The 15,807-nt window shown below is 44.5% G+C and carries 17 protein-coding genes and 1 riboswitch; of the genes, 9 read left to right on the top strand and 8 right to left on the bottom strand.

The window, feature by feature from the left end; all coding sequences use genetic code 11:
- Positions 1-16 precede the first annotated feature (16 nt).
- The 4 genes from PIL01S_RS19160 to PIL01S_RS19175 all read left to right on the top strand — a co-directional run bounded on the left by PIL01S_RS19160 (position 17) and on the right by PIL01S_RS19175 (position 3,752).
- The gene (locus PIL01S_RS19160) at positions 17-745 is read left to right on the top strand and encodes a Cthe_2314 family HEPN domain-containing protein (protein ID WP_127538911.1); all 729 of its coding nucleotides are present in this window, start codon (positions 17-19) and stop codon (positions 743-745) included.
- A 123-nt stretch (positions 746-868) separates the two neighbouring features.
- A riboswitch (SAM riboswitch) is annotated at positions 869-1,009 on the top strand.
- A 125-nt stretch (positions 1,010-1,134) separates the two neighbouring features.
- Positions 1,135-2,169: a methionine ABC transporter ATP-binding protein gene (locus PIL01S_RS19165; protein ID WP_127538912.1), complete on the top strand. Its 1,035-nt coding sequence runs from the start codon at positions 1,135-1,137 to the stop codon at positions 2,167-2,169.
- Position 2,170: 1 nt separating this feature from the next.
- Positions 2,171-2,830 carry a methionine ABC transporter permease gene (locus PIL01S_RS19170; RefSeq protein WP_170948264.1) on the top strand — a complete coding sequence of 220 codons (660 nt, stop codon included), beginning with the start codon at positions 2,171-2,173 and terminating at the stop codon, positions 2,828-2,830.
- Between the two features lie 85 nt (positions 2,831-2,915).
- Positions 2,916-3,752 carry a MetQ/NlpA family ABC transporter substrate-binding protein gene (locus PIL01S_RS19175; RefSeq protein ID WP_127538913.1) on the top strand — a complete coding sequence of 279 codons (837 nt, stop codon included), beginning with the start codon at positions 2,916-2,918 and terminating at the stop codon, positions 3,750-3,752.
- A gap of 122 nt (positions 3,753-3,874) precedes the next feature.
- Here the strand turns inward: PIL01S_RS19175 and PIL01S_RS19180 are convergent, their stop codons facing one another.
- The gene (locus tag PIL01S_RS19180; RefSeq protein WP_127538914.1) at positions 3,875-4,876 is read right to left on the bottom strand and encodes a DUF2167 domain-containing protein; all 1,002 of its coding nucleotides are present in this window, start codon (positions 4,874-4,876) and stop codon (positions 3,875-3,877) included.
- Positions 4,877-5,084: 208 nt separating this feature from the next.
- Here PIL01S_RS19180 and PIL01S_RS19185 point away from each other — a divergent pair, with 208 nt between their 5' ends.
- On the top strand, positions 5,085-5,867 hold the full coding sequence (locus tag PIL01S_RS19185) for an SDR family oxidoreductase (protein ID WP_127538915.1): 783 nt from the start codon (positions 5,085-5,087) through the stop codon (positions 5,865-5,867).
- A 75-nt stretch (positions 5,868-5,942) separates the two neighbouring features.
- On the opposite strand, the gene PIL01S_RS19190 is transcribed toward PIL01S_RS19185, so the two are convergent.
- Positions 5,943-6,188: a NifU family protein gene (locus PIL01S_RS19190; protein WP_062324083.1), complete on the bottom strand. Its 246-nt coding sequence runs from the start codon at positions 6,186-6,188 to the stop codon at positions 5,943-5,945.
- An 80-nt stretch (positions 6,189-6,268) separates the two neighbouring features.
- On the opposite strand from PIL01S_RS19190, the gene PIL01S_RS19195 reads away from it, so the two are divergent.
- Positions 6,269-6,523: a YuzB family protein gene (locus PIL01S_RS19195; protein WP_127538916.1), complete on the top strand. Its 255-nt coding sequence runs from the start codon at positions 6,269-6,271 to the stop codon at positions 6,521-6,523.
- Here PIL01S_RS19195 and PIL01S_RS19200 read toward each other — a convergent pair.
- Both PIL01S_RS19200 and mqnE read right to left on the bottom strand, forming a co-directional pair.
- Positions 6,520-7,581, bottom strand: a complete 1,062-nt coding sequence (locus PIL01S_RS19200; RefSeq protein ID WP_127538917.1) for an NAD(P)/FAD-dependent oxidoreductase — start codon at positions 7,579-7,581, stop codon at positions 6,520-6,522. The two genes, PIL01S_RS19195 and PIL01S_RS19200, sit on opposite strands and share 4 nt — an antisense overlap.
- A gap of 220 nt (positions 7,582-7,801) precedes the next feature.
- Entirely contained in the window at positions 7,802-8,908 is a 1,107-nt protein-coding gene (gene mqnE, locus PIL01S_RS19205) for an aminofutalosine synthase MqnE (RefSeq protein WP_127538918.1), read from the bottom strand.
- A 474-nt stretch (positions 8,909-9,382) separates the two neighbouring features.
- On the opposite strand from mqnE, the gene PIL01S_RS19210 reads away from it, so the two are divergent.
- The 3 genes from PIL01S_RS19210 (at position 9,383) to PIL01S_RS19220 (ending at position 11,986) form a co-directional block, all read left to right on the top strand.
- On the top strand, positions 9,383-9,739 hold the full coding sequence (locus PIL01S_RS19210) for a HesB/IscA family protein (protein ID WP_127538919.1): 357 nt from the start codon (positions 9,383-9,385) through the stop codon (positions 9,737-9,739).
- 229 nt (positions 9,740-9,968) lie between these two features.
- Positions 9,969-11,081 (top strand): acyltransferase family protein, encoded by a 1,113-nt coding sequence (locus PIL01S_RS19215; RefSeq protein WP_164764280.1) that lies wholly within the window; start codon positions 9,969-9,971, stop codon positions 11,079-11,081.
- 263 nt (positions 11,082-11,344) lie between these two features.
- Complete coding sequence (locus PIL01S_RS19220) at positions 11,345-11,986, top strand: NAD(P)-dependent oxidoreductase (RefSeq protein WP_127538921.1); 642 nt, start codon at positions 11,345-11,347, stop codon at positions 11,984-11,986.
- Positions 11,987-12,121: 135 nt separating this feature from the next.
- On the opposite strand, the gene PIL01S_RS19225 is transcribed toward PIL01S_RS19220, so the two are convergent.
- From PIL01S_RS19225 to PIL01S_RS19240, 4 genes are all read right to left on the bottom strand, one after another.
- Positions 12,122-12,607, bottom strand: a complete 486-nt coding sequence (locus PIL01S_RS19225; protein WP_127538922.1) for a hypothetical protein — start codon at positions 12,605-12,607, stop codon at positions 12,122-12,124.
- A gap of 146 nt (positions 12,608-12,753) precedes the next feature.
- Positions 12,754-13,734, bottom strand: a complete 981-nt coding sequence (locus PIL01S_RS19230) for a glycoside hydrolase family 53 protein (protein ID WP_371859973.1) — start codon at positions 13,732-13,734, stop codon at positions 12,754-12,756.
- 294 nt (positions 13,735-14,028) lie between these two features.
- Positions 14,029-15,066 carry an acyltransferase family protein gene (locus tag PIL01S_RS19235; RefSeq protein ID WP_127538924.1) on the bottom strand — a complete coding sequence of 346 codons (1,038 nt, stop codon included), beginning with the start codon at positions 15,064-15,066 and terminating at the stop codon, positions 14,029-14,031.
- Between the two features lie 484 nt (positions 15,067-15,550).
- On the bottom strand, positions 15,551-15,778 hold the full coding sequence (locus tag PIL01S_RS19240) for a hypothetical protein (RefSeq protein WP_095292093.1): 228 nt from the start codon (positions 15,776-15,778) through the stop codon (positions 15,551-15,553).
- Positions 15,779-15,807 lie beyond the last annotated feature (29 nt).

Below are 15,807 nucleotides of genomic sequence, written 5' to 3' on the forward strand. Positions count from 1 at the left end.
AAAGAGGAGGCTGTATATGCTGCGAACGTTGCTGGGTGAATTGCCGCGTCAGAATGAGGGCGTATTGGAAGAAGCGATCGAGTCCATGGTGGAGACACTCGGACTTTTACAACGACAGCTGGATTTGAATCAGGACCCGACTCACGATTATCGCAAACTGTACGTATGGACGCAGGGATTAATTTCTTCACTGGACGAGCTGGAGCAGGCCTGCTTCGCTGCTTCCCACTTCCGCCAGAAGGTCAGGGCTGGCTCCACCGATGATATGACCATTGAGGAGAAGGCTGAGTACGCCCGATACGTGTACTTCTACAAGGATGGGTTCATTCGTTGTTTTGCGATTCTCGATAAGACAGGCACGGTTTTAAATGAAATATTTAATCTGAACACATCCAAGGTGAAATCCCATTTTTCGTATTTCACCGTGATGAGACAGTTTGGCTATTCGAAAATGCATAATGATCTTGCTGTTGAGTTAATTAAGATTAAGGATGCATACCGGGAACCGATGAGCAAACTGCGCAAACGTCGGAATATGGAGATTCACTACATGAATTCCGAGATGCAGGATGATCTGTGGCAGCTTCATCAAACGTTGCAGGGGAAAGTGAAGCTTGAAGATCTGGATCAGCACCTGGAGGAATTGCGTCAGGGCGTGGATATGGTTTGTGAAACGCTAAAAGCGGCTTATGGTTACATCAATAAAATGTGGCACAAGCAGGGCATGTCAGAACTGGCAAAATAAATGTGTAATATTTACCTTTGACAAAGCGGAATACTTGGATTATACTGAGTTTCTAATTAAGCGTTACATGACATTAACATGCATACCATTTACATTTTACCACTGAACTTATAAATTTAATATTTCTTATCGAGAGCGGCGGAGGGACAGGCCCGATGAAGCCCGGCAACCGATTTATAACGACATGACAACCAGTCATACATTATAGATGTTAGGTGCTAATTCCTACAAAATGGTGCACAGCACGATTTTGGCAGATGAGAAGGTATATTCTTTCGCGTGAAGAGCCCTTTTTGTTTCTGCAAAAGGGCTCTTTTTTATATGTCAGAGGGGAGTTTTCCTTTCATTCGGGTAAAGATACATGTAGGCGGTGGGAAGGAGAAGTCATATTGATCGAATTAAAAGGATTAACCAAGACGTATGGCAGAGGTTCAAAACAAACGACAGCCCTAGCCGATTTGGATCTAAAGATCGGTAAAGGTGAAATATTCGGAGTGATTGGACACTCCGGTGCAGGGAAAAGTACATTGATCCGTTGTATCAACCTGCTCGAAAGACCAACATCTGGTGAGGTATGGGTAGATGGAGTCAACCTAACTGGTCTCCATAAGACAGAGCTGCAGAAGCAGCGACGCAAGATTGGCATGATATTTCAGCACTTTAATCTGTTATCCTCGGCTACAGTATATGACAATGTAGCTTTTCCACTAAAGCTCGTGAATACACCTAAAGCTGATATTGACCGCAAGGTGAAGGAGATGCTGACTCTCGTTGGATTGGAGCATCATAGCAGCAAATATCCAGCTCAACTGTCAGGTGGACAAAAACAAAGAGTTGGTATCGCCCGGGCACTTGCCAGCGATCCTGCCGTTCTGCTGTGTGACGAAGCAACATCTGCCCTTGATCCGCAGACGACAGCTTCGATTCTGAAGCTGCTGCTGGACATCAATCAGAAATACAATCTCACGATTGTTTTGATCACGCATGAGATGCATGTTATTCAGAGCATTTGTGATCAAGTTGCTGTCATTCATCAGGGGGGAATTGTGGAACAAGGCCCTGTAACGGATGTCTTCCTTAAACCACAGCATGCCATCACGCGTGACTTCATGCAGCGTGATCACGAGTCTGAGCTTCTCTTGGAAGAAGCAGCATTGGCGAATGCGGGTGGAACAGTAGAGCAGGATGGCCGATCACAATTGGTCAAAATTTCGTTTTTGGGTGAGAAGACGTATGAAGCCATTCTATCGAGAACCGTTCGTCAGACCGGAGTGGACTTTGCCATTCTGCAAGGAACGATCTCAAGGATCAAACAGATTCCATATGGTCAGTTGACCGTGCGGTTTGAAGGCGATACGGATGCGATCAGCCGGACTGTGCAGGAATTGAAAGAGCAAGGGCTTGATGTGGAGGTGCTTCGTTAATATGGATTTTTCAACTGTACGTTGGGAAGAGATCGGTAAGGCCTCCATTGAAACACTGCAAATTCTGGGAGCTTCCGGTTTGTTCACCATCATTATCGGATTGCCGCTGGGTGTGCTGTTATTCATGACAGCAAGATCGGCTTCCATCCAGTCACGTACAATCTACACCGTGTTATCCATTATTGTGAATATTCTGAGATCAGTACCATTTATCATTCTGATTGTTGCCCTCATTCCGTTTACACGTTCACTCGTCGGTACAGCCACTGGGGTGCTTGGCGTCATACCGCCGCTTGTAATCGCAGCTGCTCCTTACTTCGCAAGGTTGGTTGAGACAACGCTGCGTGAAGTAGACCGTGGCGTCATCGAGGCCGCTCAGGCGATGGGAGCATCCACCGGACAGATTGTAAGACGTGTACTGCTGCCTGAGGCGCTTCCTGGCCTTCTCGCGGGAATTACGATCACTATTGTTACTCTGGTATCTTATACTGCCATGGCCGGCATGGTCGGCGGCGGCGGGCTCGGAACGCTTGCGATTAACTATGGATACTTCCGTTACCAATATGAAATCATGATTATTTCCGTTGCATTTATGGTGATTCTCGTACAAGTTCTGCAAATGTTTGGCGATCAACTGGTTAAACTGTTCACCCGGAAATAACACATATATAGCATACTGCATCCATTCAATACTGAATGAATGTAAAGATGCAACAAAAAAATTTATTGGAGAAGGGGTTTTACACATGAAAAAATGGTCTTTTGCACTGCTAAGCTTGATGCTGATTGCGGTACTGGCTGCATGCGGAAACAACAAGGATTCCGACAGTGGCGCAGATAATGAAGCGGGCGCACCGCGTACCGTGGAACTGAAAGTCGGCGCTTCACCTACGCCGCATGCTGAAATTCTGGAGAGCATCAAACCTGAGCTGGAAGCTCAAGGCATTCGTTTGCAGGTTGTAACGTTCAACGATTATGTTCAACCAAACCAACAACTGGCGGACAAACAGTTGGATGCAAACTTTTTCCAACACCAACCTTACCTGGATACTGAGAACAAAGAACGTGGTTTTAACCTTGTAACTGTAACTCCTGTCCACGTTGAACCTTTTGCTGGGTACTCCAAAAAAATTAAATCCTTGGATGAGCTGCAGGACGGCGCCAAAGTAGCCATTCCAAATGACCCGTCCAACGGTGGTCGTGCACTACTGCTGCTTGCAAAAGAAGGAGTCATTACGCTGAAAGACAATACGGACATTGCATCCACCATTCAAGATATTACAGCTAATCCGAAAAACCTGAATATTATTGAGCTTGATGCAGCTATGATGCCTCGTCAACTGGATGAAGCGGATCTGGTATTCATCAATGCCAACTATGCACTTGAAGCTAACCTGAACCCAGAGAAGGATTCTTTGCTCATCGAGGATTTGCAAGGCAACCCTTACGCTAATATTCTCGTTGCCCGTGAAGACAACAAGGATGCAGATGCCATCAAGAAGCTGGCTGCAGCCCTGAATTCCGAAGCAGTTAAAACCTTCATCAAGGAACGTTATCAAGGTGCAGTTGAGCCTGCATTCTAAATTGCCCATTCAATGCTACTCGAAATTGAGTTGAATAATGTACGAAAAACCGAGCCTCTCTGCCTGAGAGTTACTCGGTTTTTTTATTGTTCTTGGAATTGATTGGTGTACGCAGATGATCCTTATTGTTTATTTTCAGGAGATATGTGCTCCGATTTCCGATTATAGTAGGACAATTCATTGTGATCGGCGTATTGCTGTTCATCTGCTTCTTGCAGATAGGCCTTTTCATTAGGGGATAATGCATCATCATCTGTCCCTTGCTTCCTCCGTCTGAATTTCAGCCAACAGAATAGGATAACCACGATAGGAAGAATAACGTACCACCCTTTTTTGAACAAAAGCAAAATACTGAATTTTTGCCCGGCAGTGTAACCGATCCCGCCTACCAGAATGCTTTTGAGTCCCACGGTAGATGTTTTGTCCGTTGATTCATCATAATCTTCGTAGGTGTTCCCTGGATTAACGCTAAGCTGATTCAGAACCACTTCTTCAAATGCCAGGCGATTTTGTCCAAAACTAGGCTGATCTGTAACGAGAATGGCCGTAATGTACCCTTCACGAGTCAGAAACTTCACATTGTAATTAACCATAGCTTGCTCATTCGCGTCCTTGAAACCAACGGAGTAAACCAATTGACGCTTGATAGGGTCAAATGTTGGTTCAATTTCCCACCCCGTAATAGATATTTTATCTTCAGGAGCGAGTTCCCTATTTTCTTCTTCTGTGCCTCGGATATAACTGCTTAACAATTCTTCAGCATCTAAGTTCTGATCGTGATCATGGATATGCCCTGTTTTGACGTACTCAAACACCACATACCATGATGCATGCTCACTGGTGCTGTACAGACTTCCAATTTCGTTGCCATTAGGTTTCGAACCACTGTTTAGCATAGAACGCTGAGTGTTGGCTTTGTCCAAAAATGAATGATCCTTGAATATTTGAAGAGTTGCCTTATTATCCAAAGACACGGAAACAGGTCCATCAATCCAGCCATATTCATAAGGAGATGGAGAAGTTTCGCTTGCAGCGAAGATGGGCGAAGTAAAGAGATGTGTTAAAGGAATTATTAGCAATAATGCCAGTAGGAAGGTGATAAAACCTTGGTTGCTGTTCTTCATTTTGGGACCCTTTCAACATAATGTATATTTTAATCAAATCTTCAATGTAGATTCTTTAGCCTCATCGACATTAACATATAAAGAGGTTTTCCATCAAGGTATTTTTGGAATAAAAGGGATTTATTAGATAAAGGGAGAAGCAAGTTGTGAGGGGATGATAAATCTTTTATACTGGATGAGTGACTGCTCTTTGAAGAGGGGGATGGACGTGAAGGGGAAGATTGCCCTCATAACGGGAAGTGCCAAAGGTCTTGGGAAAATGACGGCCCTCCGTCTGGCAGATCAGGGATGCCATATTGCCTTGAATTACGTGCACAGCCGTACCGAAGCTGAAGCGCTTCAGGCCCAGATCACAGCAAAAGGTGTACAGTGCATTGCCATTCAAGCAGACATTTCCAAAACGGAAGACATCGCCAAGTTGGTAGAACAGGTTGAAGTCGAGCTGGGCAGTATTGATATCCTGGTGAATAATGCAGGACCTTTCGTTCGCGAACGCCGATTGTTTGCTGACTATACCGAGGCTGAGATTCAGATGTTGGTACAAGGGAACTTGCTTGGACCCATGCTTCTGGACCAACGCGTGCTTCCGGAGATGCGACGCAAAAAGTGGGGCCGAATTATTCACTTTGGTTTCAGTCATGCGGGAGAGGCGCGATCTTGGCCTCATCGTGCAGTTTACGCTGCTGCGAAGGTAGGTTTGGTATCCTTTACGAAGACGCTTGCTGTGGAGGAAGCTCCTTACGGCATTACGGTGAATATGGTGTGTCCGGGCGATATCCGGGGGGCCAATAAGGAAAAAACCATTGATGAATTAGCTGGCATAACCGATCAGGAGACGCCGAGAGGACGTCCTGGGAGCGGTGAAGATATTGCAAGGGTGATTACGTATTTGTGCCTGGATCACTCCGATTTTATTACAGGCAACATTATGGATGTTTCGGGCGGGCTCGATCCTATACGTCCAACCATCCAGCGTGAAGAGGGACATTAGTGAAACGCACAAAAAAAGAGCCCTCCGCTTCAATTGAAGCGAAAGGCTCTTGAGGTTTATTTCGTGAAGGATTGATTAGAATACTTGTACGACTTCTTCGACACCGTCAACTTCTTCAAGAAGGGCGCGTTCAATCCCGGCTTTTAAGGTAATGGTGGAGCTTGGGCAGCTGCCGCAGGCACCGACCAGTTTCAGCTTAACGATGCCGTCCTCCACGTCGACCAGTTCCACGTCACCGCCATCGCGTTGCAGGAACGGACGAAGTTTGTCAAGCACGTCAGATACCTCATCATACATGGTGCTTTGTGCGTTTTCGCTCATATTTTTCAACTCCTTTCCTCTATATATTATATTACAATTGGCCGTAAATTAAAATGGTCAAACAAAGCAGGTGAATCTACATGAGACCGATTATTGAATTTTGTGCCAACAATATGCATTTTGGCACAGATGAAGTCATGGAGCAACTCGAAGAGAATCCAGACTATGATGTGATAGAATACGGCTGCCTCAGCAACTGTGGCCAATGTTATATGACTCCTTTTGCACTAGTTAATGGTGAAGTTGTCATCACGGACAAAGTGGAAAATCTATATAACGCCATTCTGGCCAAAATTGCCGAAGCCGATGCCTGGGATGAGCTGGATCTCGACTAACCGAGATGACGCTTGGACATCCAGAGCACGCCGCTTTTCAAGATACGAGGTACACGTCCCATCATGGACGTTTTGCCCATCAGCCCAAACCCAGCCTTCTTGCCGAGTGCACCTAGCGTGCCACGGAGCTTGAGCGGCTGCGGGTTGGGCTTTTCGCCTTTCCAGAGGGCATGCTGAATATGAGCGATCTGTTCACCCTGTACTTCTGCAGCCTGACCGCTTGGTGCATAAGGTACACTGGCACAGTCACCGACAACATAAACATCTGTGTATTCAGGAATTTGATAATATTCATTCAGTACAACCCGGCCCTGAGGGTCCTTTGTAACGTCGAGATCCTGCACGACTTTAACGGGCTGAATGCCGGCTGTCCATACTACAGCATCCGTCAGAATTTCTTCATCCCGGTTATAGATAGCGTTCCCTTCAACACGAGAGATGGCGACATGTCCGCGTGTCTCTACCTGATGTTCGTTAAACCACTCATGCACGTAAGCGGACAATCGCTGCGGGAATGCCGATAATACGCGCTCACCGCGGTCCAAAATACTAATGTTGAGATCGGGTCTGCTCTCTCTTAGTTCGGCAGCCATCTCGACACCGCTCAAGCCACCGCCAACAATATGCACGTGTCCGTAAGCTTTAACTTCGTTCAGACGGAGGTAGGTTTCCCGCGTTTTGCTAAAACTTTGAATGGTACAGCTGTATTCTTCCGCTCCCGGAGTATTGTGGAAACGGTCTGTACAGCCAAGTCCGATGACAAGCTTGTCATACTCCAAAGGATCCTGGCCTTCAAATTCAATCTGACGCTGTTCCAGATCAATCGAAGTGACTTCTCCATAACGGTAAGTAACTTTCTCATGGACTGGAAATTGGATGCGCAGGTCATAGTCGGATACGGTACCTGCTGCGAGTGCGTAATATTCAGTCTTCAATCCTTGAAAGGGGCTCCGGTCCACCAACACGATTTGTGTATCTGACGGTATTTTGCCTTCCAGAAGTTCCTTGATGATCGTGAGGCCGCCATAGCCGCCCCCGAGAATGACGAAATTTTTCATGACTCGGCTTCCTTTCTGCATCAGTCCCGTATGATCGGGGCTGTAACCTGTGGAGCAGCTATGCTTTCACATAGCTGCTCCTTTTGTTTTATTTTAATTAATTATTATATCGAAAATTTTGGAGTTTAAAATCAGAGGTATTATACCAACTTGATGCATCGATTCGAATGGTCGTTCTCCTTGTATGGATGAAAGAGGCTATCGAGACGATGCAGCAGGTTTATTCGTATACTTGAATTTCGTTGTAGAAGGTGTCGCGTTCAACAGGAATGCGTCCAGCGCCCTTAATGAGCCAGATGAGCTCTTTGCGGGTGAGGCCTTCAGGTGTTAACGCACCTGCAGCATGACTGATCCGTTCGCGAACGATAGTACCATGGGCATCCGAAGCGCCGAATCCAAGTGCAACTTGGGTCAGCTGTGGGCCGATATTGATGAAGTATGCTTTAATGTGGTCGATGTTATCCAGCATGAGGCGGCTAATCGCAATGGTTTTAAGATCCTCGTATGCCGAGTTGCGGCGCATAATGCTGGCATTTTTGCTCTTAGGCTGCATGGAGAGTGGAATAAATACCATGAAACCGTTGGTTTCATCCTGCAGTTCGCGAATTTGTGCCATGTGGTTAACGCGATCCTCGTAAGATTCAATCGATCCATACAGCATTGTAGTATGCGTACGCATGCCCAAATTATGAGCGGTACGGTGTACCTCAAGATAGCGATCCACGTTTGCTTTGTCGACACGCATTTTTTTGCGGTATTCATCGGACAGAATTTCTGCTCCGCCGCCCGTCAGTGATTTCAGGCCTGCTTTTTGCAGTTCCTGCAGTACTTCCTTAATGCTGAGTCCGCTGATCCGGGTGAAGAAATCGATCTCAGCTGCCGTGTAGGCCTTCAGCGTAACATCCGGATATTTCTCGTTTAAAGCACGTAGGGAATCGACATAATATTGAAAAGGAACATGGTTGTTATGTCCGCCTACAATATGGAACTCACGTACACCAGGATGAATATGCTGTTCCACGTAGTCGATCATTTCCTGTCCGGATAGTGTGTAGGAGCCTTCTTCGCCCTGGTCTTTGCGGAAATTACAAAAAGCACAGTGTGCTTCACAAACGTTCGTAAAGTATAGGCTCATGTTTTCAATAAAATACACTTTCTTGCCGTTCTTCCGCAGGTTGGCCTCATTGGCCAGTTGGCCGAGAGTCAGCAGATCATCCGTTTGATACAGATAGACGCCGTCTTCTACGCTCAGCCTTACGCCGTTCTGCACTTTCTCAACGATTTCCGCCATTCTTTTGTCTGTGAATGGTGTTACCAATGTAGACATTTTGTTTCCTCCTGTTCTTAACCGGATTTGAGTTAAATGTAGGTCTTGTTTACAGAACTACATAAAAAAGATGCGGTCATCTGCCGCCTCCTTAGAGGACTAACCCTCCATTACCCGGTGCAGCATATGCTGCATGTGTAAAGCTGAATTTTTCTTTAAATTTCTGGCCTCATGGATGTAAAATCTAAAAGTGAGTCTGATGACTCTATATGCATTGGGGACTGCGTGGCAGTCTCGAAATGTGAAAAAAATTACAACTCCATATATGATCATCATTTGAATAAGTCATGACAAAATATCGACATTTCAGAGCGATCACCTATCCATTATAAACCTCGTGTCCCGGGGGTTCAATACACTGGCAAGAAAAAGGAGCCGAGGACAGACTCGGGAATAAGGATAAACATGGCTTGAGCCTCTTGACGGGGTGGAGTATAATTTAAAGAGAGTTAATGAAAAGGAGAGTGACCTGGCATGATTAGCATCAGCGAAACAGCTGCCGATCGATTGAAAGAGATGCTTTCACAGCAAGAGACACCTGGCATGTTCCTGCGTCTGGGCGTAGCTCCGGGAGGTTGTACCGGATTTTCGTACGCCATGGGCTTTGATGATAAAGAATCCGAAGAGGATATTTATATGGATATTCACGATATGAAGGTTGTAGTCGAGAAGGAAAACCTGAAATATCTGAACGGTCTTGAAATTGATTTTGAAGAGTCCGGTATGTCCGGCGGCTTCACCATCCATAACCCCAATGCGGTTGCGACATGCGGCTGCGGATCTTCTTTCCGTACGAGAGAAGAAGCTGGGGTACCGGATAAGGATTGTTAGGACTTCAACAGTTCGACGTTATTTTCTAAACATAAAATGAACTATTAAAATCAGGCCTCTATAGCGTGTTAGTCTCGGACTAATTACGTTGTAGAGGTCTTTTTGTCATGTTCTTGAATGTAAGCAAAAGCAATGGATTTGAAAAATGACAATAAAATTCAATATTTACTAAATCAATTCATCAATGATACAATCTGTATCAAATTGAAGGGGAAAGGGGAGTTTGGTATTGAAAAAAGAATTGGTCTCAGAAGTTATCTGGCTTAGGTGTCTTGCCTGTCTCACTGTTGTCGCCATTCATTGTATTAATATGACCTTTACAAACTATGAGGGGGTACTTTCTAACTTATCCGTAACGTTCCTAGAGGTAGTAAAACTTGCTCTCTTGTTTGGGACGCCAACATTTGTCTTTATTTCCGAGTTTCTTTTAGCAAAAGCCTATCCCACCCAAATTCCCGATAAATTCCTGTGGAAGCGTGTTAGATATATCCTGATTCCCTACATAACGATGGCAGTAGTCTATGCTTTTTATAGCTTAACCAGATCAGGGGAACTAACAGCAACTGCCTTAATTGTTAAAAGCCTTAGAAACATTGTTGTAGCTGATTATATAGCCTACTTTATTATTGTTATCTTCCAATTCTATGTATTGCACATCATTTTTACTAAATATTTTCAAAAGGCTTCACCTAAGCTCATGATTACTCTGTGCTTAGTGGTTAATCTAATCTACCTTGGTTTCTTCAACTTTGTCCCCCCGCTTAATTTTGTTCCGAGTGCGGAATATATTTGGACTCGTCTATACTGGGTGCCTTTTCCTGGCTGGTTATTTTATTTCTCAGTAGCTTACTATTGTGGTAGAAATCATGCTGCATTTAAAGAGTTTTTGAATCGAAATATGAAGTGGCTCATTTACTCACCTATAGTCACTTTCCTTGTCATCTTGTTCTTACGATTTGGAGAACTACTACCCGAGGCAAATTCAAAAAGGGTAGACATCTTGTTCTATACGATAAGTATGATCTTCGTTATTTTCTATCTTACTTCTAAAATTAAACACATACCTTGGATTATTGATCTGGTAAGCAGGTATTCCTTTGGTATCTACTTATTACATTTGATATTCGTGCAAAACTTTAGCGAAATTTTCGATGGGCTCAATCCATGGATCAATATACCTTTAACTTTTGTTCTGAGTATTAGCATATCAATTCTACTCACTTTTGTGCTTCATAAATTGAGGATTGGAAGCTATTTCGTGGGTAAAATTGGGGCCAAGTTTAGTACGAAAACAAAAAATATACAGAATGAAAATTGGGTTGAGAAGGAAGTAAAGGTTTGAGGTAATCCTGACATCCTGACACTTGTTAATCACCGCGGTTCCATAAATTTTGAGTAACGTAATAAAGGAAGATTAAAGACCCATGCCAAGACTAATCATAGAAATGTAAAGAAATAATGCGCAGTTTTCAGTTGGGAGGTACATCTGAAGCTGCGTATTATTATGTTTTAATCACCAGAGGGGAATAGTTGACAAAGTTAGTTGTAACTAATATAGTTACAATATAAGTTATCCCACAAAACAAACTTAAAGGAGAGATGATGATGAAAATCGGAATTATTGGTGCAACAGGCAAAGCAGGTAATCTGATCCTGAAAGAAGCAGCGAGCAGAGGCCATGAAGTAACTGCAATTGTACGTAACGCATCCAAGGTGGAAGACAAAAGCCTGAACGTATTGGAGAAGGATGTATTCGATCTTACTTCGCAGGATGCTCTAGCATTTGATGTTATTGTTAATGCATTCGGTGCACCTGCTGGAAAAGAACATCTGCATGTGGAAGTGGGACAGGCTCTGATCAACATCCTGAAAGAGGCTCCTCAAACTCGCCTGATCGTAATAGGCGGGGCTGGCAGTCTGTTCACCGATGAGACGCACTCCCTGCGTGTCGTTGATGCGCCAGGGTTCCCTGATGCATACAAACCAACAGCGACAAACCAAGGGAAAAACCTGCAGGACCTGCAAGCATCCTCCGGCATTCAATGGACATTCCTTAGCCCGGCAAGCTTCTTCAATCCAGAAGGTGCACGCACTGGAAAATATCAAACGGGTAAAGATCACATCATTCTGAACAGTGAAGGCAAAAGTTATATCAGCTATGCAGACTATGCCATTGCCTTAGTGGATGAAATTGAAAATGCAAAACACAAAAACGAACGCTTTACTGTCGTAGGCGAAGCGAAGTAACCCTGTTTAGCCATATAACTAAAACGGACGTCGATCATTTCAATAGATCAGCGTCCGTTTCATTTATAATAGAGTTATGGATGTAGCTAATGCTGCAAAAGAATTAAGTGTTCGTTTTACCGAATTTTCGGCGGATTAGGTGATATCTGTAGGCTCCGCAATGCTCGCTGTATCCATACCATCAGCACCATCAACGGCATCGATGACACCTACAGCAAGAGTAGTCACTGCGGCCGCCGCAAGAAGATGCTTGGCACCAAGCTTCACTCGGTCCATATCTTCTTCTTTGATGCCTACGACAACATCCTTGCCACCGTTATATACATATTTGGCTGAAACGGCAACGCCCTTTGCCGTGTTGGTCACGGCATCTCCCAAATCGGCAAGTCCTGCCTCAACCGCTGCATCATCTTTTCGAATGGCGCCGCTGGCCAGATCATATGTACCACTTGCTAATTGTCCTACCGTTTTCCCCGTGTTAATCGTAGCTTTCTCTACGCCGTTGCCAACCTCCTTGATAAAGGGGCTGCCTGCGATCTCACCGACAACCCTTACGCTGCCGCCAAGTACTTTGCCGGTAACTTCCCCTGCGAACTGCCCTAATCCTTTTAAAAAGCTCATCCCTAAACCTCCTCTAGAAACGATAAGTTCTCTTATAGCTTATTATATTCGTATGCATGCCAAAAAACCAACGGTGACAGCCCAGGCATCGGAAAAAAAGACACTGCCCCACCGGGGGCAGCGCCTTTTCGCATACTCGACAATTCCTAGTCGATAAATCCTTCCATGACCACTGTCGGCATCATATTCGACTGCCAAGCGCCTTTGCCGTAACCACCGTTATACCCTGGAGTAGCTTGCGGCTCCCAGTAAAATATGCCTTTTCCTTTGCCGTTTGGCAGATTGCGGATTTGATTTTTCATAGCGGCGACGAAGCTTTTGCCTGCAGCAGCCTGGTTATTGTCCATGCCGATCTCGGAGATGATGATTTCTTTGCCGTAGCGATTGATCAGGTCTTTCGCATTGTTCACCGTGTTCGTCACCGCTGTGTTCCAGCCGGAAGCCGAAGGATAGAGGGACATGGCAATCATATCAAAGTTAGCCCCATTATTGATTAATCCACCAATATTCCATACATACAGTGCGTTATCGTCTCCGCCTGCCAGATGCACGATTGTTTTGGTTCCAGTGCTCATGGACTTGACGGCATTATGGCCCGTGTTCACCAGCCAAGCGTAATTTTTCATGTTCGTGGATGCTTTGCCATCCTCCCATAACATGCCGTTGCTGGTTTCGTTACCGATCTGCACCCAGTCAGGCGTTACCCCTTTGCTCTGCATGGCCGTCATCACGTCACGTGTATGGTTCCATACCGCATCCATCAGCTGTTGAAAGGTGTAATTTTTCCAGGCAGCCGGTTTGGTTTGTTGACCAGGGTCAGCCCAAGAATCACTATAGTGTAAAGTCAACATGACGCTCATGCCCGCATTCTTGGCCCGCTGTGCCAAAGCTGCTGCGCGATCCTTATTCATATATCCGTTGCCATAATCATTGGATGGATTAACGAACACCCGAATACGAACCGAATTGATCTGATAATCATTTTTCAAAATATCAATAATGTCACGCTGTACACCATTTTTGTCTTTCCACTTGTAACCTTGCGCTTCCATGCCCGGTACCCAACTGATATCTGCCCCTTTGGCGAAGCTGGGAGCTGCGCTGGCATGCTGACCTGCAGGCAGCATAATCGAAGTGAACAACAAAATGAGAACAAGGACAATTGAAGTTTTGTAACCCCTTACAAATCTGACCATTAAAATATTCCTCCCTGAATATTAGAATGAGTTGCAATCTAATTATAGGCGGGAGAACTGTACCACTACAGGGTTCATTTCCAATATTTTGGTTGTTTTTTAAACCACTCTACTGATGGATTTATCAGTAATATGCAAGGAAGCTGCCCCGCATTGGGACAGCCTCTTGAGATGTTCTGTACGAACCTGAGTGAGCACGGTTGTTCATACACAGCAGTTTCTGCTTCAGCTAACCGGTGTTGTCTGTGGTGCTGGAGTGGGTACATGAGGTGTAATAGGACGTTTTTTGCGTTTGAGATAACGATTGGTGAAGCGATTTTCTATGACTTCATAAGAAATATGAGAGATTAAGGTTGCAATAATCAGACCGGCCACAAATGTGATGGATACCGATACATAATCAGGCAAATTGAAGCGCGCCATTACTCGCTGGAAGGGAAATAGGGCAAAGGGATGCAGGAGATAAAAGCTGTAGCTTATCGTTCCGAAGTACTGGAAAAAGCGAGTACTCAACACATTTGATAAAACTCCATGTTCCTTGATGATCAGATAGAAGAAATACACGCCGAAGATGATCGAAAAATAAATATCCCCGAAGTATGTAGCCAGATAAATGATGATTAAGGCTAAGAGCGAGTGCAGCTTGGAGGGGAGAAAATTAAACTTCTCACTAGCGTAATAGGCCAGAACTCCTGTTAGAAAGAACAGTGCCCGCGGCATGCGAATGACGACAGCCAAAGTGATGGCAAGACCCAGTATGATTAAAAACCACTTCATGTATTTATTGTTTAAGGGTTTGAGTGATACGAAGAAAATGACGCTGACCAGGTAAAAAGCAAATTCATAACTGAGTGTTCTTGCATTACGAACAGCTTCTTCAAGTGGAAAAACACCTGGAAGCATGAACAATCCATAAATGAAATTCAGAATGTATTCCGAAGCCGTCAAATTGGCCAACCAATCAAATTGAATTACAGGTCCTGCCACAAACATAATGACAAGCAAGGGGAGATATACCGGATAGATTCGTATGATGCGATTATAGACAAACTGTCCAATCTTCCCGTGTTTCACTAAACTTTGCACAATAAGATAGCCACTAATCATGAAGAAAACATCAACACCGATTTCTGCCAAGACCAAGGTAGCGTGCTCGTTCATGGTAAGGTAACCGCCGTTAATCGACATGGATATAACATGTCCGACAAAAACCATTAGTGCACATAATCCACGCAGTCCGTGAATTGTATGGTTCTTACTCACGTCAACACCATCTCCAATTTATAAAATGATTATTTGTCTATTGAGGCAAGCGTATCGTGTATGTATTCACAACCCACCTTTCGTTACAGCCTTTGAAATAAAACCAAGGGTTAACAGCCAGTGTGTTCCGATTTATGATACAAAATGTATCATTGTGTTATTTGAATCATAACACTTGATAAATTAATTGACAATAAGTTAAGAAAAATTTGAAAATTTCATTTTCTTTTCATTCTATTCGCTCCTACACAAAAAAGGACAAATAAAAAAAGCCGTCCGAAGACGGCTTTTCTACCCGTGGCGCTTATTAAAACCTTGATCCGTATCCCGCGCCTCCACCAGTCTCATTTAATTTGAGCTAGTGGATCGGGTAAGGGACACGTTCAACATGTGATTAGAAATGTTGACGCACCTCCTTTCCTTGTGGCAAGAGTATACAACACCTGGTTTCGGAAAGCTAGTGTTTTTTTCGTATTAACGCAAATTATTTTTCGGTCTGGAACATCGTCATATCTCGTGCATAATGACTCTTCGTTCCGTTCTCGTTACGGATACGCACGCTGTCTTCGCTGATCCGCTCGACAATCCCGCGACCCACTTCGCAATATACACCAGCCGGGTCTTCTTGCCATGCCGTTACGACGCATTGGGACAGGGCGGCGGTGAAAAACTCTATATTTTTTTGTAACGTTCTAGGTTTATTTGATTTCATTATATACTCCTTTAATAACGACGTATTTG

Origin of the sequence: Paenibacillus illinoisensis NBRC 15959 (genome assembly GCF_004000925.1) — a bacterium.
GTDB lineage: Bacteria > Bacillota > Bacilli > Paenibacillales > Paenibacillaceae > Paenibacillus > Paenibacillus illinoisensis.